Here is a 25,335-nt window from a genome sequence, read left to right on the forward strand (position 1 = left end):
GTTGCGTAAGTTCGTCTGGACAGGGCTCCCTCAGGAGCTCTGCTGGTAGACCGGCGTGGGTTGCAGCGGCGGCGTGCGCCGGGCGAAGTATTCCAGCGCCAGGTAGTCCACTGTCACCCGGATGGTCCAGGCGATGGCGGCGCCCATGATGGAGAAGTGTTGGATGCACACCACCAGCAGACCCAGGTAGGGCAGCAGCTCGGCGAGATGGATCATCGCCGTGGTCCGCGAATGGCCGCGGGCCTGGATCTTGGCGAAGGGAATCTGCGCCAGGGCGTTGAAGATGAAACCCACCGCCAGGATGCGCAGGATCTGCGCGGCATCGCCGCCGTACTCCGGACCCATCCACACGGTCATGATCCAGGGCGCCAGGATGAGGATCGGCAGCACCATCGCCAGGCTGATCAGCAGCAGGCCCCAGAAGGCCTTGTTGGCTTGGCGCGCGGCGTCGTCGCCGCTCTTGCTCAGCAGCGGGAACACCACCCGGGCCACGGCATTGGGGATGATCAGCATCCGCGAGACCGCTTCGGCCGGAGCGGTATAGAAGGACACGCGGCTGGCGCCGACCATGTGCGACAGCACGAAGCGGTCGAAGTAGACCATCAGCGGACTGATGATGTTGCTCACCGTCATCCAGCTGCCGAATTTCAGCAGCTCCTTGAACACCTCGACCTTGAAGGTGCGGATGCCCTCCGGGAAGTCCTTGTGCAGCGGCCAGTAGGCCAGCGCCATGGACACCACCCGCGCCAGCACCAGACCGATCACCGTGGCGGAAAAGCTCGGTTCGATCAGCACCGCGATCAGCGGCGCGATCGCCAGCAGGCTGTTGGAGAAGGTCCGCAGGATGTTGAATTCACCGAAGCGCTCGTTGCCTTCCAGGTAGGCGAACCAGACCGTCGCCAGCAGGAAGGGCGGCACGCACAGGCTCAGCCAGCGAAAGCCGGCCACGGCATTGTCGAAATGTTCGGGTGAGACGTGCAGCAGACTCACCACCTTGCCCGCGCCGAACCACAGCAGCAGCGTCGCCAGCAGGCTCAGGCCGATGACGGCGCCGGTGGCCGTGCCCATGACCAGCCGGTTGAGTCCCTTGTCGCCATGGTGCATGGCCACGGCGCGGATGACCGCCCGCGACAGGCCGGCATCGAACAGGGTGGCATAGCCGACGATGGCGAAGGCCAGGGTGAACAGGCCGAACTGCTCGACACCGAGCAGGCGCGACAGCACGCCCATGGTGGGCAGCGCGATGGCACTGGGAATGACGACACCCAGGATGTTCCAGGTGCTGTTTTTGATCATCGACATCGTGGGGGTGAAAACTCCTTGAGGCCGCCCGACCGACGTCGGGCGGCACGCGGGATCAGACCGGGCGAGCCAGCTGGCTGCTCGGACGCGGGTAGGGACTGCTGACGTAGGTCTCCTGGACGGATGCGGAGCTGTAATGGTGCAGCGCACGCAGCGCCTGGATCACCAGCAGGTAGCAGATGGTGGCCTGGAGGTACTCGAAGAAACCGGCCAGCGGCCAGATCACCAGCTGCGCCAGGGTGGCGGTCACCACGAAACCGGTATCGGGGTGCAGCATCTTCGCCCAGCGATAGTAGAGGAACAGCGACACCGGGATGATGATGAAGGCCAGGAAGCCGAAGCGGAACAGGGTGCCGAACACGCCGACGTCGGAAAGGAAGAAGTACTCGCCGAAGTAGGGGATGAAGCCGTTGTTCCACATCAGCGACAGCGAGCCGCTCGGCAACCAGTGGTTCTGACTGAGGTGGGAGAAGATGTAGCCGATGGTCTGCTCGCGCACCCCGTCGGTGGGGCCGTCCTGCACCGACTGGGCATAGAAGTCCAGGTTCAACCCCAGCACCTTCATCAGGTCCGGGAAGATGAAGAAGGGCGATAGCAGCAGCGCGGAGACGCAGATCCAGACGATCGACTTGCTCTTCAGGCAGAACACGGTGAACACCAGCGCCAGCACGATCAGCTGCCGGGTCTGGGTGCCGAACACCAGGGTCAGCAGGAACACCATGGCCAGCACGATGTGCACGGTCTTGCTGCGCGCCGAGCCATCGATCGGCGAGATGCCCTTGTTCCAGGTCTGGATGCAGTAGAAGTAGGCCAGGCACAGCGCCGGCGCACCGATGGAGGAACGGTCCGGGCGGTCGAAGGAGGACTGCTTGTCCCGCAGGTCCGGCAGCACGCCGAACTTGAACATCCAGGCCATGACGGCGGCCAGCAGCGCGGTGATCAGCAGGGCCTTCTCGAATTGCGAGGCGCTCATGTTGCGCCCCAGGAACATCAGGGTGGCGAAGCCGAAGCTGAACAGGATCCGCCGCTCCTCGATCAGGCCGTAGACCAGCGGCTGGCCGTAGAACAGGAAGGAAAAGATCGCTGGCAGACCGATGAAGACCACCGACGAATAGACGGCGTAGGTCATCAGGATCTTGAATTCGCGCTGCTGGGTACCAATGCTGGTCAGCAGGTAGAAAAAGGTGAAGGCCATGCAGATGGCCAGGTACAACTCGTTCAGATAGAGGATGCCGACCGGGTTGTGCGGGCTTTCGCCGAACACGTCCAGGTGCAGGATCAGCAACGGAACCAGGAGAACGAAGGAAACGGTACTTTTACGGAGAATGCTCATAGACCTACCCATCCAGACGGGACCACCGGACTGGGTGTCCGGTGGTCATCTTCCTTGCGGCTGAGAACGCTGCGGGGCAGCCCCTCAGGTGCGTCGACTGCTGCGTTCCTTGAGATAGATGGGCAGGATGCTCACCGCATCGTGCACGTAACGCTTGGCCAGCCGCTTGGGCTCCGAACACATCCGGTGCAGCCACTCCAGCTTGGCCTTCTGCATCCAGCGCGGCGCCCGCTTGACGGTGCCGACGGCAAACAGGATGGACGCGCCGATGCACAGGCCGACGCCGGTGCGCTTGCTGCTGTCGATCTGCCGCGCGAGCTTTTCCTGACGCGGCGCCCCGACGGCATAGAGGATGAACTCCGACGGATTCTGCATCACGAAGTCGACGCATTTCTGCGTTTCCAGCGGATCGTTGATGAAGCCCATCGGCGGGTTGTAGTGCGCCAGCTGCATGTGCGGATACATCCGCCGCAGCTTGCCCACGTCATTCTCGCTCGAACCAATCAACACCACCGACAGGCGTTCGTCGTTGGCCTTGCGCAGGATGCTCAGGGTCAGATCGCTGCCGGTGATGACCTCGGGTACGGCCACCCCCAGCGACTTGAGGATGGGCATCAGGATCCGGCTGTCGCAGATGCGCTTGCCGGCGCGCTGGTAGGACTCGCGCATGTCGGGGTTGCTCTGCAGCTGCACGACATGGTCGATGTTCGGCGTGACGATGTAGCTGTAGGGCCGGTGGATGTCCTGGCTGATCGAGCTCATCAGCTCGTCCTTGGTACCGGTGAAGAAGTCGATACCAAAGGCTTGGGTGCGTAGGTTAGACATGCATCGTCGCTCCCTTGAAGGCGCCCTTCACGCCGGACCAGGCCAGTTTCGGATTCTTGAATTCCTTGAGCACGGTGATGCCGGACAGCAGCACGGCGGAGACCAGTGCGTAGGGCGTGCCATGGAATTTGCGATTGAAGCGGGTCGCGGCGCGATTGCGGAAGTAGTGATAGAAGGCACTGCGTCCGCCCGAGCTCATCGAGCCGTAATGATAGAGCTGGCTCTCCCGCAGCACCTTGAGGGCGACGCCCTTGCGCTTGGCCTGGTACTGCCAGTCCACTTCTTCGGAGTACATGAAGTAGGCTTCGTCCATGAACCCGATCTCGGTCAGCAGGCTGGCGCAGAAGGCCATGCTGCAACCCATGATGTAGTCGGGTTCACGATCGAGCTTGGCGATGTCGCTGACCGCGATGTCCTTGCCCAGCAGCTTGGACTTGCCCAGCAGCGGGTAGAGGATGCCGCCGCCATAGCATTCCAGGCGACCGGTCTGGGAGCTCAGGATCACCGAGCCGACGATGGTCTTGGGCGCGCGCTGCAGCTCGGCCAGCAGCGGGGCGAAGGCATCGTCCTTGACGTAGGCGTCGTTGTTTACGACCCAGAAATGCTTGACCGCCAGGTTGTCCAGCGCCCAGCGCATGCCGTAGTTGTTGCCACCGGCGTAGCCGTCGTTGCGTGGACTGGCGAGCACGGTGACCTGGCTCAGGCCGTTATCGGCCTGCCAGCGTTGCAGGACGTCGATGGAGCCGTCCTGGGAATCATTGTCCACCACCACCGCGTGATCGATGGACGGGCAGTGCTTGAGGATGCTCTCCACACAACTGATGGTTTCGTTGGGGGCCTTGTAGTTGAGCACCATGACTACGTTCATTGGCGTGTTCCTATTCTTCAGAATCATCAATCCGGTACAGCGTCGAGATCCAAGGCTGCCAAGCGTGGCCGGGTTCAGGAGCGAACCCTTCGAAATCGCTGTGTGAGGTAGTTTCTTGTTCGATGCGCCTGTACGAATACTGCCGCGATCCCTGAAGGGATTGGCTGGACGGCGCTCGGGCCGTCCAGCCGGGTCGTGCATCAGCTCTTGGCGTTCTGCTCGTAAGAGTAGTGATAGTTGCCGTAAGAGCCGTAGTTACTAGCCTTGCGCTCCACGGCGTTGAAGATCACGCCCTTGAGCGGAATGCCGTTGAGGTCGAAGCGGCGCTTGGTCGCCTCAAGCTCCTTGACACTGTTCACGCCGAAACGTGCGACGATCAGGCTGGTACCGGCGTGGCTGCCGATGATGCCGGCCTCGGTCACCGCCAGGATCGGCGGGGTGTCGATGATCACGATGTCGTACAGCTCGCTGAATTTCTTCAGTACGGTGGTGAATCTCAAGCTCATCAGCAGTTCCGACGGATTCGGCGGGAACTGGCCGCAGGAGACGAAATCCAGGCTGCCGACTTCGGTCTTCTTGATGGCGTCGTTCAGGGCGATGCGGCCACTCAGCAGATCGGACAGACCGTCCTGCTGCTTGGTGTTCATCAGCTTGTGCAGATAGCCCTTGCGCATGTCGCCATCGATCAGCAGGACGCGTTGACCGGACTCGGCGATCACCGCGGCCAGGTTCGAGGACACGAAGGACTTGCCGACGCCCGGGCTGGGACCGGAGATCATCAGGATGTTGTTCTTGGCCTCGATCATGGCGAAGTGCAGGCTGGTACGCAGGCTGCGCAGCGCCTCGGTGCTCAGATCGGTCGGATGGGTGAGGGCGGTCAGCGAGGACTCGCCCGGCTGCTTGGTGCCCAGTACCTTGGTGGTGTCCGCCTGGTTCTTGCTGTAGGGGATCGAGGCGTAGACCGGCAGGCCGATCTGCTCGATGGCTTCCGGGGTCTCGACACCGCGACGCAGGGTGTGACGGGTGTAGACGATGGCCAGGCCGACGATGCCGCCCAGGATGATGGCGACGGCGATGATCAGCGGCTTGTTGGGGGCAGACGGATCGTCGACGTTGGCATTGGCGTTGTCGATGATGCGGACGCTACCCACGGTACCGGCGCGAATGACTTCCAGCTCCTGGGCCTTGTTCAGCATCAGCGCATAGGTCTGACCGGTCACTTCGATGTCGCGGTTCAGGCGCAGCAGTTCCTGCTGGGTTTCCGGCAGCACTTCAACGCGCTTCTGCAGCTTGGCGCGCTCGGCCTGGAGTTGGCCCAGCTGGCTCATCAGCGCCTGATAGGCCGGGTGCTGGCGAGTGAACTTGCGGTCCATCTCGGTGCGCTTGAGGTTCAGCTCGGAGATCTGGTTATCCAGGGCAACGGTCTGTTCCAGGACACCCTTGGTCTCGCTGTCGATGTCGACCGACTTCTTGTTGGTCTGGTAGTAGTTCAGCGCGGACTGGGCCTTTTCCAGATCGGATTTCACGACCGGGATCTGGGCGCGCAGGAATTCCAGGCTCTGGGTAGACTCGGCGGCGTTGCGATCGATGTTCTGCTGAACATAGATGTCCGCGACTTCCTGGACGATGGCCTGGGCCTTCAGCGGATCCGCGTCTTGCAGACCGACACCGATGATGCCCGACATCTTGCCGCGTTCACCGGCGACGATGCGGCCCTGGTATTCCTGGATGGTCTTGGAGAAACGCTTCTTCATGATGGTGAATTCGGTGCCGGGGCGAGCCTGCAGCGTAGTCACCTTGATCTGGTAACCGGCATTGCTCACCGGCTGGCCGAGGCCACCGTGCAGTACCACTTCGTCGTCGGCGTTGAAGACGGTGAAGTTCTGGTTGTCCTCGACCTTCAGCTTCATCGGCTTATCGAGGTTGCTGTCCGGCACTTCCAGCTGGTCGATGACCAGTTTCTCGCCGCCCCAGGCGAAGCTGTTCAGGCCGAGCAGGGGAGAGGCGACGTCGGTTTCATTCTGCGGCTCGAAACGGCGCGCGACGAAGTTGCCGATCAGCGGGAAATAGCGCGGCTTGACCTCGATATCCAGCTTGAGGTTCTCGATCGCCTTGCCGATCACCGAGCGCGACTTGAGCAGCTCGATCTCGGTCACCGCCTCAGGCATAGGCGGCGGCATGCCGCTGGTCTGGTCGGTCAGTCGGGTAACGCCCTTCTTCTCCATTTCGATCTGGATCATGGCGTTGGACGAATACATCGGCGTGGCCAGGATGGCGTAGCCAATACCGAGCGCAGCGAAAATGCCGATTACCGACAGCAGTTGCCATTTGTAATCGATCAACATTCCGAAGAGTGCGGAGAAGTTGATATCCGACTCATTTTTAACTTCGGGAGTAAAGCGAGGCATCGTGGTCATGAAATTCCTTCTTCCCTATTTGATGTATGGAAGCCAACTGTCTACACAGCGCGTCAAAAGTATTTGGACATTTTGAAACATCTCTTTAGAAAGGCGATAAGGGTCTGGTACTTCTTGATTGCTCAACCATTTCCCGATCAGAAAAACCTTACCCCTGACTTCAGGAGCAATACTTTCGACGGAGCGTGAGTGGAACTCTTCCATGGTCAAAATCAAATCCGCCTTGCGCAGCATCTCTGCATCCGCCTGGCGAGCTTTGTGGGTGGTGAAATCGATGCCGTTCTCCCGTAGCAATACCTCCTGAGCGGTCTTTTCCATGCCGTGGCCCACCAGCGCCCTGATGCCGGCCGAACCGACCTGGACGTCACGGCCTTCCAGCGCCTTGGCCAGTAGTGCTTCTGCGACCGGGCTGCGACAGATGTTCCCTTCGCATACAACCAATATCGACTTGATCATTCTTCAAAAACCTTCCTGTTGTCCGGACAACAGGTATCGACGGCAGATAGCCCAGCAAAGCCCGTACAGGAGTTGCTCGCTGCCGATGTAATTAGAGTCGGGAGTCCAGGCTCCAGATCGTCGTGCTGAGTAGTGGGGCCAACGGCCCCGGCCAGACTCAGTATGCGTTCTTATTGATGAAGCCTTTGAACAGCGTGAGGAAGATGATCTTGACGTCCCACCAGAAGGACCAGTGGTGGATATAGTCCAGATCGAACTCGACGCGCTTCTGCATCTTGTCCAGAGTGTCGGTCTCGCCGCGCCAGCCATTGACCTGAGCCCAACCGGTAATGCCGGGCTTCATCTTGTGGCGGAGCATGTAGCCCTGCACCAGCTTGCGGTATTGCTCGTTATGAGCGACGGCATGGGGACGGGGACCCACGATGGACATTTCGCCGCGGAGTACATTAATGAATTGAGGCAATTCATCGAGAGACGTACGTCGTAAAAATGCACCAAACGGGGTGATGCGGGAGTCATTCTTGGTCGCCTGGGTGACCTTGGCGCCATTTTCCATGACCTTCATGCTGCGGAATTTCCACACTTCGATCGGCTTGCCGTCCATGCCGTAGCGCTTCTGCTTGAAGAAGATCGGACCGGGCGAGGTGATCTTGATGCCGATGGCGATGGCCAGCATGGGCAGGGAGATCATGGCCAGGATGATCGAAGACAGCACGATGTCCTCGATACGCTTGACGATATGGCTGGCGCCATCCATCGGGGTATCGAAGATGCTGATGCTGGGCAGGCCGTCCAGGCTCTCGCTACGGGCATGCAGCAGGTGGAACATGAAGATGTCCGGGATGATGTAGACGGACGCGGTGGTATCGCTCAGCTCCTGGACCAGCCAGTTGATCTTGCTCTGATCGGCCATGCCCAGGGTGATGTAGACCTTGTCGACCTGGCCGGAGCGAACGTCCTGCATGAGGCGATCCAGACCGCCATTCAGCGCCGGGCTGGGCACGCCTTCTTCACCGGTGTCCTGGTTGTCGCTGTAGAAACCGGCGATGCGCAGGCCCATCCAGGGGGCGGTGCTGATGGTGTGCGCCAGGCGCTGGGCGACCATGCCGTTGCCGGCGATGGCGACGTTGCGGGTGTTGATGCCGGCCTTGCGCAGGGAATGCATGATCGAGCGCAGCAGCACGCGATAGCCGCACAGCGTGCCCAGCGTCAGACCCAACCAGCCCTGCATCACGCCAGGCGAGAGATAGGACTGATCGAAGAAGAAGTAGTCGACCATGAACACGGTCGCGAAGGTCAGCACCCAGTAGGTGGCGATCTTGAGCAGTTCGTCGGTGATGCGCTCACCCCGCCAGGAACCATAGACGTGGTTCAGCTCGGTGAGGAAATGGAAGATCAGCAAGGACAGGAAGATGACGACCCAATGCTCGGGACGCATGCCGGTTTCCGACGCCCAGGTGCCTGCCACGTAGGCGCTCAGCGTGATCACGGCGAGGTCGAGCAGGCGGTGTGCGAGCGAGATTGCCGAGGAATTCGTATGCAAAATGCCGCGTTCTTTCAAATTCATGGTTCCATCCTTGTGCGTATACCGTGCACGAACTTTCAACTGGGCGAGGCAGCTACCAGCGTATGAAATGTTCACTATGGCGCTCTAGGACCGATGACTGACCACCGATCGCTAAATGCCATGATGGCTGTAGCGACGTTAGGACTCGGCACTGATAAAGAGGTTCACACGGTAAAAAGGCGGGAAGGCGCTGTCGAGTTGGCCCAGATCAGGGCAAATAGCACGCCAGTCGGGCTACGGCGGAGGAGGGGAAGTGAAGAAGGGGGGAGTGCGTCACAGCGCGGGCGGACGGCTGACACACTTCTCTCGCATCAGGGTGCGATGAGTGGCTTGCCCGGGCAGCGGAAGGCAGGAAAACGTTCCGTCGGACTTTAACGCGGGATGTGGGAATTGTGAGCTGCTTCACCAAACAATGAGACAGCCAGACCGGTCAGGTCGGGTGTAGGCCAGTCCCTGGCCTGAAACACGCCTCAATGGCGATGATGGGACTGAAAACTCAGGGGGGAATTGACGGGAAGGTTGGAAATCTTGGAGTGCCAGGCTGAATTTCTCGAGTTGTCGTGGGAGAACAACAGGAACGACCAGCTGACGAGGAGCGAGGCCACCGCAAGCCAGGGCAGCTGGGCTTGGGCGAAGACGAGGCAACCGGCAACGCCGGTCCAAACGGGCAGGTAGTAGCGCATTTTTGTTATTCCTGCTTTTTTTGCGAGATTGCAACCTAACTATTGTGCAGACTTTGTGAGAAGTCCATCACCAAAAGGTATTTTTTACACTCCTCAGCTCAGATTCCGACAAACGTGCAGGATAGAGCGGCTGTAGGCCTATGCCGGGCAGGGTTTTTCCGCGCTCAGCAGCAGATTCCGGGGTGTCAGGCTGGCCGGACAGAAGGTCCCCAACGTCACACTGTAACCTTGTTCCTGTAGGAACAGCGCCTGGTCCAGCACCAGCCAGAGTTCCAGCGGACGGCGGAACAGGCCGCGCAGCAGTTCGAGATTACGAACTTCTGCCAGCCGCTGGAAGCCCCGACGTTCCCACAGCGGCCAGTCGATCGCCGCGGGAAGCTTCAGCGCCTTGCGCCGCGCCAGCTCCGCACCGAACGCCGAGAAGGGCTGGCGCAGCCAGTGGCTGGGTAGCGGCGGCGTATTGAGATAGACGTCGCGCCCACTGAGTTCGCGTTGCAGGAGATCGAATCCCAGGCGTCGCGCCATGGACAGGTCCCTGTCCCGCCGCACCCGCTGCCCGCCGGTGACGGTTTCGCAGAGCGCCAGGCGCAGGGCTTCGCGGTCCAGGCGCAGCGCCGAGGCCTGCGCCGCGGTGGACAACGGGTCATACATCTCGGTGGAGATGCGGTCATAGCAGCAGGGCGCCAGGGCCAGTTGCTGACAGCCGCGCGCTGCCGTCACCCTGAGCAGCCGGGTGTGCAGGTCGCCGCAGGCGTGCAGGGCGACGGGCGTGTCGCGACTGCCGAGCTGGTCGCCTGCCAGCGGTTGGAGCACATCGGCCTGATAATGGTGCACCGGGGCCCGGCCCCGGTGGCTGAGCCTTTCGCCCTCCTCGACCAGGGCCGCGTCGAACTCCAGGCAGACGGCTGGCGCACCCTGATGGGTCAGGTGCCTGGCCAGGTGGCCCTTGCCCGCGCACCAGTCGACCCAGCGCTGCACCGGTTGCCGGAAGTCCAGCTTGCGACTGAAGGCTTCGATCTGCAGCCACTTGCGCCCCGGCACGTCGACGTCTTGCCTGCCGGACAAGGTGCGGCCAGGAGCGTCTGGGTAGGCGTGGACCTGGCTGAGCGCCAGCGAGGTCTCTGCCAGGGAGCGGAAGGGCTCAGGTGCAGCCAGCAGCTGAGGGGTATTATGGGCGGCCTCGGCTTCCTCCAGACTGCGGGCCCGCAGCCAGCGGGCCAGCTCCGCATGGCTCGATTCCCAGGCCAGCTCCCGTTCGACGAAGGGTCTGGGTCGCCACAGGTGCTGATGGCGGGTCAGAAAGAGATCCAGGGCGGTGAAGCGTTCGAGGAAAGCAGCGGCGAGCATGATGGCATTATGCAGTGACGGGATTGGCAGGAAGGCAAGGCCTGGCCACTATTGTCACTTCGCCCGGGCATGCTTGGGTATCGAAATTTCCCGCGCCTGGCCAGGTGGCTGGCTGCGCTGCCGATCCGCATTCATTTGACGTTCGACGCGGGGCCTGCGGCTCTCGAAGAGCGAGGCCAGGCGACGACCGTGGGTCAGTTGGATGAATCGATTTATCTCAAAGCCGGACATCCGGTCGTGTGACCAGTACTTGTCGCGCTAACATTGTCTGTTCGGTATATCCCAGAAGGAAAATCCTATGAAGCCAACCTCCCCGCACAAGCTGCGTCTAGCGTTCAGAGCCCTGCTCAAATCGGACAGCTGCTATCACACGGCGTCCGTCTTCGATCCCATGTCGGCGCGTATCGCCAACGACCTGGGTTTCGAAATGGGCATCCTCGGCGGGTCGGTGGCTTCCCTGCAGGTGTTGGCCGCGCCGGACTTCGCCCTGATCACCCTCAGCGAGTTCGTCGAGCAGGCCACGCGCATCGGGCGGGTCGCCCGGCTGCCCATCATCGCCGACGCCGATCACGGCTACGGCAATGCGCTGAACGTGATGCGCACCATCACCGAACTCGAACGCGCCGGGGTGGCTGCCCTGACCATCGAGGACACCGTGCTGCCGGCCGGCTATGGTCGCAAGTCCACGGATCTAGTGAGCGTCGAAGAAGGCATCGGCAAGATCAAGGGTGCGCTGGAAGCCCGTATCGACGAGGCCCTGAGCATCTTCGCCCGCACCAACGCCACCGAATTGAGCACCGAGGAAGTCATCTCCCGCACCAAGGCCTACGAGGCCGCGGGTGCGGACGGTATCTGCATGGTCGGCATTCGCGATTTCGCTCATCTGGAAGAGATCACCCAGCACCTGAGCGTGCCGGTAATGCTGGTGACCTACGGCAATCCCCAGTTGCGCGACAACGCCCGCCTGGCCAAGGCCGGGGTCCGGGTGGTGGTGAACGGGCATGCGGCCTACTTCGCGGCGATCAAGGCGACCTACGACTGCCTCAGAGAGCAGCGCGACATCACCGCGTCCGACCTGTCCGCGTCCGAACTCTCCACCAAGTACTCGACCCTGCAGGAGTATCGAGTCTGGGCGCGGGAATTCATGGACGTGAAGGAGTAACCATCAGGCGGTGCTCAGCGAACTCGGTTGCAGAGCCTTGCTGGGAAAGGGTGTCACGATCTCCAGATCCAGATCGGCGGGCAGATGCAGCGCAGCGACCCGGGCCTCGACAAAGGCGCGCATTTCCTGACGGAAGCGCTTGGTGGCGAAGCGCTCGGCATTCTGCCGGCACGCCTGCTGGCTGATCGGCGTTTCCAGGGCCTCGAACTGGCGCACGGCGGCGCATAGCGAGGCAGCGGTCTGCTCCGGATAGAAGACGCCGGTGGGGTGTTGCGCATCGAGGCCGCGCACGGTTTCCAGGACGCCACCCCGGCCATAGGCGATGACGGGGGTACCGCAGGCCTGGGCTTCGATGGGGGTGATGCCGAAATCTTCCTCGGCGGCAAAGACGAAGGCCCGCGCTCTGCGCATGTGGTCGAGCAGGCAGTCGAAGTCCTGGTAACCGAGCAGGGTGACGTTGGGGCCGGCGACTTCCTTGGCCTTCTCGAATTCGGGGCCGGCGCCGATCACCACCAGCTTCTTGTCGGGCATCGAGCTGAAGGCCTCGACGATCATGGGCATGCGCTTGTAGGGCACCATGCGCGACGCCGTGAGATAGAAGTCCTCCTTGCCGCCGCTGGGGGTGAAGCGACTGATGTCGACCGGCGGATAGATGACCTTGGCTTCGCGGCGATAGGCCTTGCTGATGCGCCGGGCGATGAAGTGGGAGTTGGCGACGAAGGCGTCCACGCCGGCGGCGGTGCGCTGATCCCAGATGCGCACGTAGTGCAGGATGACGCGCGCCAGCTTGCCCTTGAGGCCGCGGTCGAGACCGGCTTCCTTGAGGTACTGGTGCTGCAGGTCCCAGGCATAGCGGATGGGCGAGTGGACATAGCTGATGTGCAGCTGGTCCGGACCGGTCAGGACGCCCTTGGCCACCGCATGGCTGCTGGAGATGATCAGGTCGTAGCCGGACAGGTCGAGTTGCTCGATGGCGTGCGGCATCAGTGGCAGATAGGTCTGATAGCGCTTCTTGGCCTGGGGCAGGCGCTGGATGAAGGTGGTGGTCGCCTGCTTGCCTTGCAGCTGCGCCCGATCCTCGTCCGAGAGGAAGTCGATCACGCTGAACAGGTCGGCCTCCGGCCAGATGTCGAGCAGTTCGGCGAGCACGCGTTCGGCGCCAGCAAAGGTTACCAACCAATCGTGAACGATGGCGATTTTCATGTCGTCTTCCTTAAGCGTGAAATGAAATCAAGTGCTGGTGCTGAATCATGGAGTGCGGGTCTTTCTGGTCACTGCATATCCCCAGGGCAGCCGGGTAATCTCGATCTCGTCCGAAGCGCTGTCGAGTTCGTGCAACTTGATGGTTGGGCTTGGTGCAAAGACGGCGTCTGTTGCAGGCGTTTCGAAACATTCGGCGTTTTCCGGGCGCTCCACGGTCTCTGCCGCGGTGGCGTCCGAGCTGCTGGGCAGCCGGTGGCAATCAGCGACCTGAAGGACGCGCCCGGACACACTCGAGTCGTCGAGCGTCAGGGGTACAGAGGAACGGCTCTGGCCTGCCATGGCGTTGCTTGTCTCTTCCATGAGTTCTTGATCGCTGAATTGTTGTTGTGGGGTCGTTTCAGGCGGCTCTGGCCGTGGCCTTCGTGGTGGTCGCCAGGGCGCTGTCCAGCAGGTCGGAGACCTTTCTCGCCGAGGTCTGCCAGTTGAAGCGCTGGATGTTGGCCAGGCCCTTGGCGCGGAGCGCCTCCCTGAGCGGTGCGTCCTGGAGGATGGTGCGCATCGCCTGGGTGATGCTGGCCGTCTCGTAGGGATCGAAGTAGAGGACGCTGTCCTGCAGCACTTCCGGCATGGAGGCGGTGTTGGCCGAGATCACCGGGCAGCCGCAGGCCTGGGCTTCGAGGGGCGGGATGCCGAACCCCTCGTAGAGCGACGGAAAGACGAAGGCGGTGGCCTGGCGATACTGGCGTGCCAGTTCGGCATCGTCGATGCGGCCGAGCAGCTTGACCCGCGAATCCCGGGCGGCCAGGGTCGCCAGGTCGTTCTGACCGAACACGGCGTGGCTGTCGCCGACGATGCGCAACTCGACCTTCAGATCCCGCGGCAGGGCGGCGAAGGCCTCCAGCATCCGCGAGAAATTCTTGTGGTAGCTGGGCGAGGACACCGCCAGCAGATAGGGGGTCTCGGCGCGATCGATCCGCGGCTCCAGGGTGAAGGCATCGGCGACGGCGTTGGGCACCACCGTGATCGAGTCGCTCGGATAGCGATAGAAGCGCGAGATCTCGTCCCGGGAGAATTCACTCACGGTGATCAGGGCGTTCGAGCGCTTGAGCAGCATGGGGATCAGGCAGCGGTACGAGGTGCGGAATTTCCACGAATAGCTCTCGGGAAAGCGCACGTAGTTGATGTCGTGATGGGTGGCGATCTGGTTGGTGTAAAGCAGCGGCGCCGTGCTGCACAGCGACAGCAGCAGGGGGCTGCCCTGGCTCTTCAGCCAGTTCGGCAGATCCCATTGCTCCCAGCGCTGCCCCTGGCGGGTGCCGATGACTTCGATGCCCAGCCGTTTGGCCACCTCGGGCCTGACGGCGCCGGGCGGCGCGACGAAGCGCAGGTCGGATCTCAGCTTCGCCAGCTCCAGCGAGATGCATTCCGCGAAGCGCTGAACGCCGCGAAGATCCTGGGTGATGAAGCGGGAATTGACGATGATCATGATTCTGCCCGTTGCCGTGACCTGGGGTGGATCAGTTGGAAAGCTGTGTGTGAGGTACGAGAAGCGGCTTGGTGGAGCCGTGTTGCGCCTTGCCCAGGACGTCCTCGAAGAGCGCCTGGTACTGGTCGAGCATGGTGTCCATGCTCAGCAGATCGGCCACCGCGGTGCGGCTCAGCAGACTCAGCCGCTGGCGCAGCTCGGTATCGTCATGCAGGCACTGCAGGGCGCGGCCCAGGGAGTCGCGGTCGTCGGGGTTGCAGAGCAAACCGTTGACGCCGTCGCGGACGATCTCCGGCAGGCCGCCCATGCGGCTGGCGATGACCGGCTTCTGGAAGGCACAGGCCTCGACGGCGACCATGCCGAAGGGCTCGGCCCACAGCGACGGCGCCACGAAGACGTCGATGTTCCGGTAGAAGGCTTCGGGCTTCTGATAACCGACGAAGCTGACCTTTTGCGGATCGGCCATGGCCTTGAGCTGGGCTTCGTAGTCCAGCTGGCCCTTGCCGGCGATGGTCAGGGTCGCGTTGAGCGACAGCCGCTGGAATTGCTCGATCAGCCAGCCCACACCCTTGTTTTCCGACAGGGTGCCCATGTAGCCGAAGCGGACGACGCCGTCCGGACTGGGGGTCGCGGTCTCGGCATTGCTGCCGGCGATCAGGCTGGCGTTGTGGATGACCTGGCGCGGAACGCCGCTGAAGTAGCCCTTGTTCACGATGGTATCCAGCAGGTACCGGCTGACGCCGACGACGGCATCCACCTTGGCGGACTGCTCGGCATGGGGCCGGCGCAGCGCCGCGCAGCTGCCACAGAGTTTCTGGCAGCTCTGGCCCTTCTTGAACAGGGTGTTCTTCGGGCACAGCAGGTACATGTCGTGCAGCACCTGCACGATGGGCACGCCGCTGGCGCGGATCTCGTCCCAGGCCGCGACCGACCAGCCGGACAGGTTGTGGCATACCACCAGGTCCGGCTTTTCCTGTTGCAGCACCTGGCGCAGGGGCGCCCGCATCGCGCTGTTGTACTGGTCGCGAAAGTGCCAGCCGAAGCGCGCCAGCGGACCGGGGCGCTGCTGGGTCAGCGGCCAGTAGAAATTCTTCAGCCCGGCGCGATAGACGCGAACGTCGTTCACCGTCTCCTGCCGCACACCCTGCTCGGGACCGGTCACCAGCACGGCCACGTCGTGACCGCGCTGCTGGAAGCCTTCCACGCTGCGTTGCAGGATGAGCTCCGCACCACCGCCCACATGGGGCGGATAGAAGCTGTTGAGAAAGAGCAGTTTCATAGCGGATAGCTGCGGTTTATCCCCAGCGCGCCGGTTTCGCCGTCCTGGACCGCCTGCCGGATCAGCGCCAGGCGCTGACGGCTCTTGTCGTCACGGGCGAACAGCTTGAGCAGGGTGTGGAAGACATAGCGGTTGAGGCTGTACATCGGCCGGGAGCTGGCCCAGACGTTCTTGTCGAACCAGGCCTGGTTGCGCGCGGCGTAGTAGGCGCGGAAGTCCGAGCCGGCCTGCAGATAGTTCTGGTAGACGTTGCTGGTGCCTTCCTTGATGTTCCAGGAATGCTCCAGTTCTTCGAGTTCCGCCTCGGTGACCATGAACAGCTTTCCGCCGGCCTGGGTGATGCGGTAGGTGTACTCGGTGTCGTCGGAATAGAGCACCAGCTCGCGCAGGGGCAGGCCGATGCGCTCATAGAGGCTGCGGTGGGCGAGCATGCCGCCATAGGGGGCGAAGGGCAGCTCGACCAGGGCTTCCGGCTGGCCACCGCGCGGACGGCCCCAGGGCAGGCGGCGCCAGATCTTGTAGGGGATGCGGGCCACGTGGAAGCCGAAGTAGCTCGAACGTGGCTGGGTGATCATCTTGGTCGGGATGCACTGGGCGATGTCGGCCTGCTGGGTCGGCCGGTAGCCGAGCACGGCGACCTTGTCGTGGCCATGGGCGGCGCCGAGTTCGCCGAGGCGCCGGTGCAGGACGTCGAGGGCATCGCCCAGGGGGGCGTTATCGTCGTCCATCATCCAGATATGGGTGGTGTCGGTGGCCAGGGCCGCTTCCAGGGCCACGGCGTAACCGTTGGCGGAACCGGTGTTCTCGCTCAGGGCGATCACCTTGACCTGACCGGGCCAGCGGGCTTCGAGGCTATCCAGCGACACCGTCGCCGCATTGCTCACCACGATGACCTGGTGAATGGTGCGCTCGGCCAGGGCGCGGGTGACGAGCTGCTCCAGGTAGCAGAGGCGATTGCCGTAAGTGACGGTAACGACCGTGGTTTTGCATTGCATGAAGAGACTCTCCAAAGGGCCTTGGGTACTGGGTCAGGCGCGCAGCCGTTGGCTGACGGGGGCCGCTGCCGACAATTGATCGAGAGCGACGCTGACCCGCTGTTCGCGTTGCAGGATGCGCAGCAGGATGATGGCCCGCTCGTTGCCATCGGCACTCAGGAACACGGCGTCCATTTCCAGCTCCTGGCTGTATTGCATCCGCACGGCCGCGCCGGGCTGGTGGGCGGGTGCAGGCTCCGCCAGGGCGGCGAGCCGCTGGCGGATATCGTCGATGATGGCTTCGCTCACCGCCGTCGGCTGGGTGCCGAAGCTGACGATGCGATTGACGCCGCGCGTCGAGCGGATGGGGTACCAGTTGTCGTTCACGTCATTGAGCTGGATGAACAGGTACCCCGGGAACAGCGATTCGCTGCCGGCCGCGCGACTTCTGCCGGACGCCTTGCGCTCGCGCTGGGGCCGGAAGCAGACATAGCCCTGTCTGCTCAGGTTTTCTTCGGCGCGGGCCTCCTGATTGGGCTTGGTCTGCACCAGGTACCAGTGACCGGCGGGATGGGCGAGCGTCATGGGCGAGTTCCTTCTCTTGGGGCTATCGGTCGCGACGGAGCGGCGTATCAGGTACGGGGGCCGTATTCGTAGTAGCCGTAGACGCCATCGTCTTCCATGGACGTCGAGGCCTTGCGCTGCACGCCGTTGAGGATGGCGCCCTTGATGGTGATGCCGTTCTGGGCGAAGCGGCGACGGGAGTTCTCCACCGCCTTGAGGGTGCTCTGGCCGAAACGGGTGACCAGCAGGGTGGTGCCGGCGAGGCGACCCACCAGGGCGGCATCGGTCACCGCCAGGATCGGCGGGGTATCGATGATCACCAGGTCGTAGAGGCTGCCCACTTCGTCCAGCAGACGGGAGAAGTTGGCGTGCATCAGCAGCTCCGAGGGATTCGGCGCGGCCTGACCACAGCTGATGATGTCCAGCTGGGCGATACCGCTCGGCACGATGGCTTCACGCAGCTTGCTGCGACCGGTCAGCAGCTCGGACAGGCCGGCTTGCGGCTGCAGGCCGAACACGCGGTGCAGATAGCCCTTGCGCATGTCGGCGTCGATCAGCAGCACGCGCTGACCCGACTGGGCGACCACCGCGGCGAGGTTGCTGGAGACGAAGGATTTGCCGACGCCCGGGGTCGGGCTGGAAATCATGATCACCCGGTTCTTGGCTTCCAGCATGGCGAAGTGCAGGCTGGATCTCAGGCTGCGCAGGGATTCCACCGCCAGGTTGGCCGGCTGCACCACGCTCAGCAGATTGGGTTCGCCGGTACGGGTCTTCTTTTTCAGGCGACGATTCAGGCGCTCCTGGTCCTTGGTGAAGGGCAGGGTGGAATAGACCGGCAGGCCGATCTGCTCGACGGTGTCCGGATTCTCGATGCCCTTCTGGAAGGCCTGGCGGACGAAGACCACCACCACCGAGGTCACCAGACCCAGCAGCAGCGACAGGATCAGCGCGATCTTGCGGTTGGTGGCCGGCTCGTCGAGGTTGACGTCGGCGTTGTCGACCAGGCGCACGTTGCCGATGGTGCCGGCACGGATGATGTCCTGTTCCTGGGCCTGGTTGAGCAGCAGCTGATAGGTCTGGTTGGTGACCTTCATGTCGCGGTTCAGGCGCAGCAGCTCCTGCTGGGTGCTCGGCAGGGCCTCCACCTTGCGCTGCAGGCTGCGTTTTTCCACTTCCAGCTGGGCGAGCTGGTTCAGCAGGGTCTTGTAGCTGGGGTGATCGCGGGTATAGAGGCGATCGTATTCGGCCTGCTTGAGCTTGAGCTGGGAAATGGAGGTATCGAGGGTGACGATCTTGTCCAGGACCGCCTTGGTTTCCAGGCTGATGTCCACGGAGCGGCTGTTGGTCTGGTAGTTGTTCAGGGCCGCTTCGGCGCTTTCCAGGTCCTTGCGCACCGCCGGCAGCTGGCCACGGAGGAAGTCCAGGCGCTGGGCGGCTTCGGCCGAGCTGCGCTCGACGTTCTGCAGCACGTACAGGCGGCTGATCTCGGACAGGACGCTCTTGGCCAGATCGGGATTCTCGTCGGCCAGGGACAGGTAGATGATCCCCGACTCCTTGCCCGCTTCGCTGGTCTTGATGCGGTTCTGATAGAGCTGCGCGGTGGTGATGACGCGGTTGCGGGTCACCTTGAATTCGGTACCGGGACGCGCGGTCAGGGTCTTGATCTGCATGCGGTAGCCGTTACCGCTGGCCATCTGGCCGACCTGGCCGTCGAGCAGGGGCTGCTTGTCCTTGTCCAGCAGGCGGTAGCGACCATTGCTGCCGGCCACCACGGTGAGGGTTTCACCGTACATGTCGTCCGGCACGTCGAACTGGAAGACGTCGATCTGTTCGCCGCCCCAGGCGAAGCCGCGCAGTTGCGGCCAGCTGTCCGCCAGCTGACCCGGCTTTTCGGCTTCGTAGTGGCGCCACAGGTAGTGGCCGATCAGCGGGAAGAAACGCGGCTTGGCCTCGATGTCCAGGCGCAGGTTCTCCACGGTCTTGGTCAGCACCGCGCGTGACTTCAGCAGCTCGATCTCGGCTACCGCCGGCGAGGCGGAGTTGGGTCGCACCACGGTCTCGGCGACCGCCGTGAGCGCATTCTTCTTGGGTTCGATCTGGATCATCGCCCCGGCGACGTATTGCGGAGTCGACAGCACGGCATAGGTGATGCCCACGGCCAGAAAACCCGCGGTGATGCCCGCGATCAGCTTCTTGTGATCAAGAAGCGTGAGGGCCATCGTCTTGAGGTCCAGATGTTGTTCTTCGTGTTGTTCGAACGAAGAGCGCTGCATGACGGTCATTGGGGTCCCTTCCTTTTAGCTGGATACAGCGCAGCCGGAAAACTGCTCTGCGTAAGTTCAGTAGGTGACGCGCTTGGGGGCGAAGCGTCGGCCGATGTTGAGGGTGATGTTGCTTACCGCCCGCAGGAGCGCCTTGACCTTCTGCGTCGGCGGAATCGAGGACAGCGAAAGACTCAGGACCTGGCGCAGGAAGAACACGTGCAGGTCGCGTTCGCCCAGCCGGTAGTAGTAGTTGGCCAGGCAGTACTGGGTGTGGAGATCCATCTGCAGCCGCTTCTGGCTGGCGCGCATGGAAAAGATCCCGCCCTCGTGCACGCGGTAGGCGGCGGGGCGGATCTCGTCCATGAACTTGCCCTTGCCATGGGCCCCCAGCAGCGACCACCAGACGATGTCCATGAGCGCGGCGGTTTCCAGCTCCGGCGGCAGTTCGCGCAGGACGTTGCGGAAGCAGGCGGTCAGGGTCGACAGCGGCAGGGCCTTCTTCAGGTCGGTTTCGCTGCGATCGTAGTGATCCTGGCCATTGAACCGCTGCGGATTGACGATCCCCGTGCTGTTGAAGGCATAGGAGGCGTGGAAGGTCAGGGCGTAGTCCCGGTTGTTCTCCAGGAAGTCCACCTGCAGCTGCAGCTTGCGCGGATCGTTCCAGTAGTCGTCGCCTTCGCAATAGGCGATGTAGTCGCCGCGGGCGTGCTGGAACACCGGCATGCCATAGGGCTTGCCCTGGCTGTACTGGTTTTCCTTTTGCAGGATCAGGCGGATCAGCCGGGGGTAGCGGCGCTCGTAGTCCTGGAGGATTTCCCGGGTGCCATCGGTCGAGGCGTCGTCGTTGACGATGATCTCGAAGGGGAAATCGGTCTGCTGGCGCAGGAAGCCGTCGATGGCCTGGCCGATGTAGTCACGATGGTTGAAGGTCAGGCAGACGATGCTGGCGACCGGCCGACTGCAATTCGTCGGCCAGTGCTTCATGATCTCTGCTTCGGTCCGAGCGTCCATGTCAGATACCTGCTTTGTAGAGTTGGGAAAACAGGCGCGAGCGGGTCTGTTTCGGAGAACAGAGCACGTAGCTCAGCGCCATCAGCACCAGGGTCAGGCCACCGCCCAGGGCGAGGGTGGCCAGGATGGAGAACCGCTCCTGCGGTTGAATCTCTTGGTACAGCAGCTTGCTCAGGCCCACGCCGATGGCGGTCACCACCACGGCCACCAGCAGATCCTGGTTCCAGTAGCGCTGCAGATTCGGCGCGAAGCGGCCGTGGACGATCATCGGCCAGATCACGAAGGGGATCAGGCGCATGAAGAACCAGGCCAGCGCCGCGCCATAGGCGCCGTAGTGCAGGACCACCAGGATCACGATGGGCACCGAGATGGCCGCGGATACCAGGCTGTACCAGACGTGCAGGCGCAACTTGCCGTAGGCGTACTGCAGGTAGAACTGGAACTGGCTGAGGGCGAGCAGCGCCGAGCCCAGGGCGTACCAGAACAGGATCGGCTCGCTCCAGTGGGCGGAGACCTTGTCGCCGGTCCAGGCAAAGACCAGCGCCTCGCCATGGAAGGCCACCATGGCCGCCAGCGGCAGCAGGATGGCGAAGGCGAAGCGTGCCGCGTTGCGATAGAGCCGCTCCAGTTCGAGCGGCTTGTCCTGGGACACCAGCACCGTCATGCGTGGCAACAGCGCCTGCACCAGCGGATTGGTCAGGGTCACGATGCCGGTGGAGATCAGCGCCACCAGGCTGAAGTAGCCGTACTCGGCCAGGGGCAGCGCCTTGGACAGCACCAGCTTGTCGAGCTGGGTCAGGGCGATCCACAGGATCGAGGTAAAGGACATGCTCAGGGCGAAGGGCACGATGGGCTTGACCCGCTGCCAGTCGAAGCCGCTCCACCAGGTGGGGTTGGGCAGCAGGCGATAGGCCTTGAGCGCATAGACCAGCATCTCGAACACGGCGACGAAGGCCTGGAACACGAAGAAGTCCAACGGCTCCTGGGAAATCCACATCACCAGGACCAGGCCGCCGAAGTAGCGCACGGTGGCGATCAGCACGTTGACCATGTTCAGCCAGCCGTGCAGCTCGACCCCCTGGACGCCGCTCTTGTACAGCGTCGACAGCAGGCGGAAGGCGATCATCAGCCCCATCAGGCCGATGCAGTGGGCCACGGTCTCCGTGGGCAGGCCCTGGACGTTGAGCCAATGCCCCGCCATCCACTCCGCATTCAGCTCGATGGCGACGAAGGCCAGGGTCGCCAGGGGGATGAAGATGAATTCCAGCGAGCGCAGCAGCTGGCCGCGGGTACGCCCCGCGCCGGTCTGGCCGCGGCCGTGGGCGACGTCGCGGACCAGCGAGGCGGAAATGCCGACGTCGAGGAGTTGCAGCCAGGTCTGCAGCACGGCGAAGAAGCCGATCAGACCATAGGTTTCGGCACCCAGATGACCGAGATACATCGGCTGGATCAAGATGCCGATCAGCAGCGCATAGGCTTGGCCGGCATAGTTGATCAGGGTGTTGCGCAACACCGACACTTTCGCGGGACTGGTCATGGGAGATAGCGGGCCAGGGTCAGGTTAGAACAGGAGAGGAGTCGCCGGGAAAATCCCAGCTCGGCAGCAGCTGTGCCGGGGTGATGAGTGCCCGCAGGGATTCCATGCTGGTCTTTTTCTGCTGCGCCAGGAGCAGGGTGTCGATCAGCAGGTCCTGGGTCGCCTGCGGCAGGTCCGGATAGAGCGGCACGCAGAGGATGCGGTGACTCAGCTTGCGCGAGACCGGCTTGATCGCCTGGGGCTGCAGGTAATCCAGGGTTTCCAGCGACGGATAGAAGTAGCGGCGCGGATTGATGCCGACGGCGTTGAGCGCCTTCTTGGTGTCCAGCAGACTCGGCTCGTCGCGCAGGGCCACCGGGAAGTAGCTGTAGTTCAGCTGGGTCCCGTAGGTGGGGCGCTGCAGGTCGAAGGCGCCCTGCAGGCGTCTTTCATAGTGCTGACCGATGACGGCGCGGCGGGCCAGGATGTCTTCCAGCTCGTCGAGGATGCACAGCCCCATGGCCGCGGAGACCTCGTTGAGCTTGGCGTTGATGCCGACGCCCTCGATGCGCTCGGCATCGACGATGCCGAAGTTGATCATGCGGCGAACGCGCTCGGCGAGTTCGTCGTCCTCGGTGATGATCGCGCCGCCTTCGATGGTGTGGAACAGCTTGGTGGCGTGGAAGCTGACGGTGGTGATGTCGCCCCACTGCAGTACCGAGCGGCCTTCGAACAGGGTGCCGAAGGCATGGGCGCCGTCGTAGACGACCTTCAGGCCGTGGCGCTGGGCGACCTGCTGCAGGCCGCGGACGTCGCAGGGATTGCCGAACACGTGGGTGGCGACGATGGCCGAGGTGTCAGGCTCGATGGCGGCCTCGACGTTGGCCGGATCCAGGTTCCAGGTTTCCGGGTGGATGTCGGCGAACACCGGCCGGATCCCTTCCCAGTGCAGGGTGCTGGTGGTGGCGACAAAGCTGAACGGCGTGGTGATGGCACTGCCGGTCAGGCCCAGGGCGCGATAGGCGACCTGCAGGGCCAGGGTACCGTTGTTGACCAGGATGATGTTTCTGACGCCCAGATAGTCGCGCAGGCGCTCTTCGAGTTGCGCGTGCAAAGGGCCCTGGTTGGTGATCCAGTTGTTGGCGTAGATCTTGTCGATATACGCCTTGAAGCGTTCCTTATCGCCAAGGTAGGGCTTGGTCACATTGATCATGATCCGGTACCTGCTTATCGAGTCCTTGATACGTGTCGGTTCGGTCAAGCGTGCTCGGCGACCGGGCTGGCCGGTTGCCGGAAGGAGGCGCCGGGCTTGTCCAGGCGCTCCAGAACCGACTCCAGGGCCTCGCGACTGGCATCGTTGTGGAACTGCCAGACCCCGTAGATGCGTCCGGAAAAGGACGCTTCGCTTCCCAGGCGGGGATCCACCGCCAATCCCGAGCCCAGGCCGAACAGGTGCAGGCCCTTTAGGCGCTGGCCGTGCTGGTCCAGCGGACTGCCGGCGGCGTCGGAGTCCAGGCCGCCGCGCAGGGTGCGCAGGGTCAGCGGCCGGCCGTCCTGGCAGCGCAGCTCGGGCACTATGGGTTGGTAACCCATGCCCTGGACCAGCAGGGCGGCGCTGTCGAACAGCGTCTGGGCGCTGGCGAGCTGGTCGGCGCTGCCATCCAGCTGCAGCGTCCTGACCTTGACCGGGGTGCCGCCGATGCCCTGACCGGCAAGGACCTGGCGACCGATCTCGTGGGCGCGGTAGCGCAGTCCGCCGGAACGGTTGACCCGCTTGGAAATGGGGCAGATGTCCTGGATCGGGTCGAAGTCGTAGCCGGCGGCCAGGGCTTCGGCGGCGGTCTCGTAGAACAGCCGGATCGGCGAGCGATGGACCAGGGTCAGCTCGCGCAGACCATCGTGGTGCAGGGCGCTGGCCAGGTTGTCCAGGGCGGAAAAGGCACTGTGGGAGCCGCCGACCACGCAGATCGGACCGCCATCCTTGAGGCGCGCCCGATAGCGCTGGCGCAGGGCCTCGGGTTGCAGGCGCAGCAGATTGTCGGAGCTGTCGATCGAGGCGCTCTGGGGCAGCTGCAGGCCCATGGCCTGGATGCTTTCCTCGAAGCTGTGGCGGGTCTGCTGGCCACCCAGGTTGAGGACCAGGCTGGAGGTGCGCACGCGGCGGATGGCGCCGGCCTGTTCCAGCCAGACGACATAGCTCGAGCCTTCGCAGGTCACTTCGGTGATGCGGGTCTGGCGCCAGGTGGGGATGCCGTACTGGCGTTCGAGCCAGGGCAGGACCAGGCCGGCGGCCTGCTGGAAGAGCTGGCCGACGATGGGTAGCGCCGGCGCTTCCTGGGAATTCAGCTTGAGGTGGCGAAAGGTCGGCGAGGCCTGCAGCGGGGCCAGGATGGGCGCCAGCAGGGGATCGCGCAGGCAGTCCAGAAAGACGTCGCTGACCGAGTTGGCGATGATCTGATAGTCACCCAGCTTGCCGGCGCCGAGTTCGGTCCCGGCATCGACGATGATGGTGCCGGCCTGGGCCAGTTGCTCCAGGGCGCCACGCTTGATGGCATTGAACAGGAATCCCAGGCCCGCCGGACCGGCGCCGCCAATTAGACATCCTAATGTCGATTCCGATAGATCATTCCTTGCCATCGGGGCATCCTCTCTGTGCGCAATCAGGGCGCAATTAACGTGGTAGAAACTGGCTTTCGCAGTGCCCGGCAGTCAGCAAGAAATTCAAGAGATCGTTTTAATCTTTATTGATTGAGTGACCGTCTGATGAACGTCGGTCAGTACCGGTCCCAGCCATTGCCGGTAATTAATTCGAAAGTATCGGCGCCGGGTGTACAGCAACTTGCTCACGGCCATCTGCCGAAGACTTTGCGATCTTTACCCGCTGATTCCGGCCACACTGCGTGCCGCCTTAAGGGTGCTGAAGTTCGTTTGGCTGGGCAGCCACTCGCCCGCCTGTTGCAGGCAAGACCGAAGTGGCATGAGCGAAAAGAGTTAAGTCCAGTTCAGGTGACATCCATGTAGTCCTGCAGGTGCTCGCTGGCACGGTGATCGTCCCCTGCTGTCCAGTGCCTGGGCATG

General features: G+C 62.9%; 21 protein-coding genes. 1 reads left to right on the forward strand and 20 read right to left on the reverse strand.

Annotated elements, in window-relative coordinates; all coding sequences use genetic code 11:
• Positions 1–30 precede the first annotated feature (30 nt).
• The 9 genes from PSK12I2_RS23885 to PSK12I2_RS0109120 all read right to left on the reverse strand — a co-directional run bounded on the left by PSK12I2_RS23885 (position 31) and on the right by PSK12I2_RS0109120 (position 10,798).
• A complete protein-coding gene (locus PSK12I2_RS23885; RefSeq protein ID WP_042135263.1) occupies positions 31–1,302 on the reverse strand; it encodes a flippase in 1,272 nt (423 codons plus the stop codon).
• A 55-nt stretch (positions 1,303–1,357) separates the two neighbouring features.
• Complete coding sequence (locus PSK12I2_RS0109085) at positions 1,358–2,635, reverse strand: hypothetical protein (protein ID WP_027598146.1); 1,278 nt, start codon at positions 2,633–2,635, stop codon at positions 1,358–1,360.
• 84 nt (positions 2,636–2,719) lie between these two features.
• A complete protein-coding gene (locus PSK12I2_RS0109090) occupies positions 2,720–3,460 on the reverse strand; it encodes a WecB/TagA/CpsF family glycosyltransferase (protein WP_027598147.1) in 741 nt (246 codons plus the stop codon).
• Complete coding sequence (locus tag PSK12I2_RS0109095; protein WP_027598148.1) at positions 3,453–4,328, reverse strand: glycosyltransferase family 2 protein; 876 nt, start codon at positions 4,326–4,328, stop codon at positions 3,453–3,455. Before PSK12I2_RS0109095 ends, PSK12I2_RS0109090 begins: the two co-directional genes overlap by 8 nt.
• Before the next feature lie 200 nt (positions 4,329–4,528).
• On the reverse strand, positions 4,529–6,745 hold the full coding sequence (locus PSK12I2_RS0109100; protein WP_027598149.1) for a polysaccharide biosynthesis tyrosine autokinase: 2,217 nt from the start codon (positions 6,743–6,745) through the stop codon (positions 4,529–4,531).
• A 15-nt stretch (positions 6,746–6,760) separates the two neighbouring features.
• A complete protein-coding gene (locus tag PSK12I2_RS0109105) occupies positions 6,761–7,201 on the reverse strand; it encodes a low molecular weight protein-tyrosine-phosphatase (protein ID WP_027598150.1) in 441 nt (146 codons plus the stop codon).
• A 157-nt stretch (positions 7,202–7,358) separates the two neighbouring features.
• On the reverse strand, positions 7,359–8,768 hold the full coding sequence (locus PSK12I2_RS0109110) for an undecaprenyl-phosphate glucose phosphotransferase (protein ID WP_007161398.1): 1,410 nt from the start codon (positions 8,766–8,768) through the stop codon (positions 7,359–7,361).
• A gap of 470 nt (positions 8,769–9,238) precedes the next feature.
• On the reverse strand, positions 9,239–9,451 hold the full coding sequence (locus PSK12I2_RS0109115; protein ID WP_027598151.1) for a hypothetical protein: 213 nt from the start codon (positions 9,449–9,451) through the stop codon (positions 9,239–9,241).
• Positions 9,452–9,589: 138 nt separating this feature from the next.
• Positions 9,590–10,798: a methyltransferase gene (locus tag PSK12I2_RS0109120; protein WP_037007627.1), complete on the reverse strand. Its 1,209-nt coding sequence runs from the start codon at positions 10,796–10,798 to the stop codon at positions 9,590–9,592.
• 298 nt (positions 10,799–11,096) lie between these two features.
• Here PSK12I2_RS0109120 and PSK12I2_RS0109125 point away from each other — a divergent pair, with 298 nt between their 5' ends.
• Positions 11,097–11,960: an oxaloacetate decarboxylase gene (locus PSK12I2_RS0109125; protein ID WP_027598153.1), complete on the forward strand. Its 864-nt coding sequence runs from the start codon at positions 11,097–11,099 to the stop codon at positions 11,958–11,960.
• 3 nt (positions 11,961–11,963) lie between these two features.
• On the opposite strand, the gene PSK12I2_RS0109130 is transcribed toward PSK12I2_RS0109125, so the two are convergent.
• The 11 genes from PSK12I2_RS0109130 to PSK12I2_RS0109180 are packed head-to-tail and all read right to left on the reverse strand — an operon-like array spanning position 11,964 to position 24,894.
• Complete coding sequence (locus tag PSK12I2_RS0109130) at positions 11,964–13,163, reverse strand: glycosyltransferase family 4 protein (protein ID WP_027598154.1); 1,200 nt, start codon at positions 13,161–13,163, stop codon at positions 11,964–11,966.
• A gap of 45 nt (positions 13,164–13,208) precedes the next feature.
• Complete coding sequence (locus PSK12I2_RS0109135; protein ID WP_037007628.1) at positions 13,209–13,523, reverse strand: hypothetical protein; 315 nt, start codon at positions 13,521–13,523, stop codon at positions 13,209–13,211.
• A gap of 37 nt (positions 13,524–13,560) precedes the next feature.
• The gene (locus PSK12I2_RS0109140; protein WP_027598156.1) at positions 13,561–14,649 is read right to left on the reverse strand and encodes a glycosyltransferase family 1 protein; all 1,089 of its coding nucleotides are present in this window, start codon (positions 14,647–14,649) and stop codon (positions 13,561–13,563) included.
• Positions 14,650–14,680: 31 nt separating this feature from the next.
• Positions 14,681–15,928, reverse strand: a complete 1,248-nt coding sequence (locus PSK12I2_RS0109145) for a glycosyltransferase family 4 protein (RefSeq protein WP_027598157.1) — start codon at positions 15,926–15,928, stop codon at positions 14,681–14,683.
• A complete protein-coding gene (locus PSK12I2_RS0109150) occupies positions 15,925–16,923 on the reverse strand; it encodes a glycosyltransferase (protein WP_027598158.1) in 999 nt (332 codons plus the stop codon). The genes PSK12I2_RS0109145 and PSK12I2_RS0109150 overlap by 4 nt, the downstream gene beginning before the upstream one ends.
• Positions 16,924–16,956: 33 nt before the next feature.
• On the reverse strand, positions 16,957–17,487 hold the full coding sequence (gene rfaH / locus PSK12I2_RS0109155) for a transcription/translation regulatory transformer protein RfaH (RefSeq protein ID WP_027598159.1): 531 nt from the start codon (positions 17,485–17,487) through the stop codon (positions 16,957–16,959).
• Positions 17,488–17,534: 47 nt separating this feature from the next.
• Entirely contained in the window at positions 17,535–19,748 is a 2,214-nt protein-coding gene (locus tag PSK12I2_RS0109160; RefSeq protein WP_027598160.1) for a polysaccharide biosynthesis tyrosine autokinase, read from the reverse strand.
• A gap of 57 nt (positions 19,749–19,805) precedes the next feature.
• Positions 19,806–20,741, reverse strand: coding sequence for a glycosyltransferase (locus PSK12I2_RS0109165; RefSeq protein WP_007161387.1), 936 nt, complete (start codon positions 20,739–20,741; stop codon positions 19,806–19,808).
• A gap of 1 nt (position 20,742) precedes the next feature.
• Positions 20,743–22,278, reverse strand: coding sequence for a lipopolysaccharide biosynthesis protein (locus tag PSK12I2_RS0109170; RefSeq protein ID WP_007161386.1), 1,536 nt, complete (start codon positions 22,276–22,278; stop codon positions 20,743–20,745).
• 19 nt (positions 22,279–22,297) lie between these two features.
• A complete protein-coding gene (locus PSK12I2_RS0109175; protein WP_007161385.1) occupies positions 22,298–23,470 on the reverse strand; it encodes a DegT/DnrJ/EryC1/StrS aminotransferase family protein in 1,173 nt (390 codons plus the stop codon).
• 44 nt (positions 23,471–23,514) lie between these two features.
• Positions 23,515–24,894 carry a hypothetical protein gene (locus PSK12I2_RS0109180; RefSeq protein ID WP_027598161.1) on the reverse strand — a complete coding sequence of 460 codons (1,380 nt, stop codon included), beginning with the start codon at positions 24,892–24,894 and terminating at the stop codon, positions 23,515–23,517.
• Positions 24,895–25,335 lie beyond the last annotated feature (441 nt).

This window comes from Pseudomonas sp. MOIL14HWK12:I2, from assembly GCF_000510745.1.
In the GTDB taxonomy this organism is placed as follows: Bacteria; Pseudomonadota; Gammaproteobacteria; order Pseudomonadales; family Pseudomonadaceae; genus Chryseomonas; species Chryseomonas oryzihabitans.

Excerpts from the sequence above, each read along its gene's own strand:
- PSK12I2_RS23885 (WP_042135263.1), bottom strand. The coding sequence starts at position 1,302 with ATGTCGATGATCAAAAACAGCACCTGGAACATCCTGGGTGTCGTCATT.
- PSK12I2_RS0109085 (WP_027598146.1), bottom strand. The coding sequence starts at position 2,635 with ATGAGCATTCTCCGTAAAAGTACCGTTTCCTTCGTTCTCCTGGTTCCG.
- PSK12I2_RS0109090 (WP_027598147.1), bottom strand. The coding sequence starts at position 3,460 with ATGTCTAACCTACGCACCCAAGCCTTTGGTATCGACTTCTTCACCGGT.
- PSK12I2_RS0109095 (WP_027598148.1), bottom strand. The coding sequence starts at position 4,328 with ATGAACGTAGTCATGGTGCTCAACTACAAGGCCCCCAACGAAACCATC.
- PSK12I2_RS0109100 (WP_027598149.1), bottom strand. The coding sequence starts at position 6,745 with ATGACCACGATGCCTCGCTTTACTCCCGAAGTTAAAAATGAGTCGGAT.
- PSK12I2_RS0109105 (WP_027598150.1), bottom strand. The coding sequence starts at position 7,201 with ATGATCAAGTCGATATTGGTTGTATGCGAAGGGAACATCTGTCGCAGC.
- PSK12I2_RS0109110 (WP_007161398.1), bottom strand. The coding sequence starts at position 8,768 with ATGAATTTGAAAGAACGCGGCATTTTGCATACGAATTCCTCGGCAATC.
- PSK12I2_RS0109115 (WP_027598151.1), bottom strand. The coding sequence starts at position 9,451 with ATGCGCTACTACCTGCCCGTTTGGACCGGCGTTGCCGGTTGCCTCGTC.
- PSK12I2_RS0109120 (WP_037007627.1), bottom strand. The coding sequence starts at position 10,798 with ATGCTCGCCGCTGCTTTCCTCGAACGCTTCACCGCCCTGGATCTCTTT.
- PSK12I2_RS0109125 (WP_027598153.1), top strand. The coding sequence starts at position 11,097 with ATGAAGCCAACCTCCCCGCACAAGCTGCGTCTAGCGTTCAGAGCCCTG.
- PSK12I2_RS0109130 (WP_027598154.1), bottom strand. The coding sequence starts at position 13,163 with ATGAAAATCGCCATCGTTCACGATTGGTTGGTAACCTTTGCTGGCGCC.
- PSK12I2_RS0109135 (WP_037007628.1), bottom strand. The coding sequence starts at position 13,523 with ATGGAAGAGACAAGCAACGCCATGGCAGGCCAGAGCCGTTCCTCTGTA.
- PSK12I2_RS0109140 (WP_027598156.1), bottom strand. The coding sequence starts at position 14,649 with ATGATCATCGTCAATTCCCGCTTCATCACCCAGGATCTTCGCGGCGTT.
- PSK12I2_RS0109145 (WP_027598157.1), bottom strand. The coding sequence starts at position 15,928 with ATGAAACTGCTCTTTCTCAACAGCTTCTATCCGCCCCATGTGGGCGGT.
- PSK12I2_RS0109150 (WP_027598158.1), bottom strand. The coding sequence starts at position 16,923 with ATGCAATGCAAAACCACGGTCGTTACCGTCACTTACGGCAATCGCCTC.
- rfaH (WP_027598159.1), bottom strand. The coding sequence starts at position 17,487 with ATGACGCTCGCCCATCCCGCCGGTCACTGGTACCTGGTGCAGACCAAG.
- PSK12I2_RS0109160 (WP_027598160.1), bottom strand. The coding sequence starts at position 19,748 with ATGACCGTCATGCAGCGCTCTTCGTTCGAACAACACGAAGAACAACAT.
- PSK12I2_RS0109165 (WP_007161387.1), bottom strand. The coding sequence starts at position 20,741 with ATGGACGCTCGGACCGAAGCAGAGATCATGAAGCACTGGCCGACGAAT.
- PSK12I2_RS0109170 (WP_007161386.1), bottom strand. The coding sequence starts at position 22,278 with ATGACCAGTCCCGCGAAAGTGTCGGTGTTGCGCAACACCCTGATCAAC.
- PSK12I2_RS0109175 (WP_007161385.1), bottom strand. The coding sequence starts at position 23,470 with ATGATCAATGTGACCAAGCCCTACCTTGGCGATAAGGAACGCTTCAAG.
- PSK12I2_RS0109180 (WP_027598161.1), bottom strand. The coding sequence starts at position 24,894 with ATGGCAAGGAATGATCTATCGGAATCGACATTAGGATGTCTAATTGGC.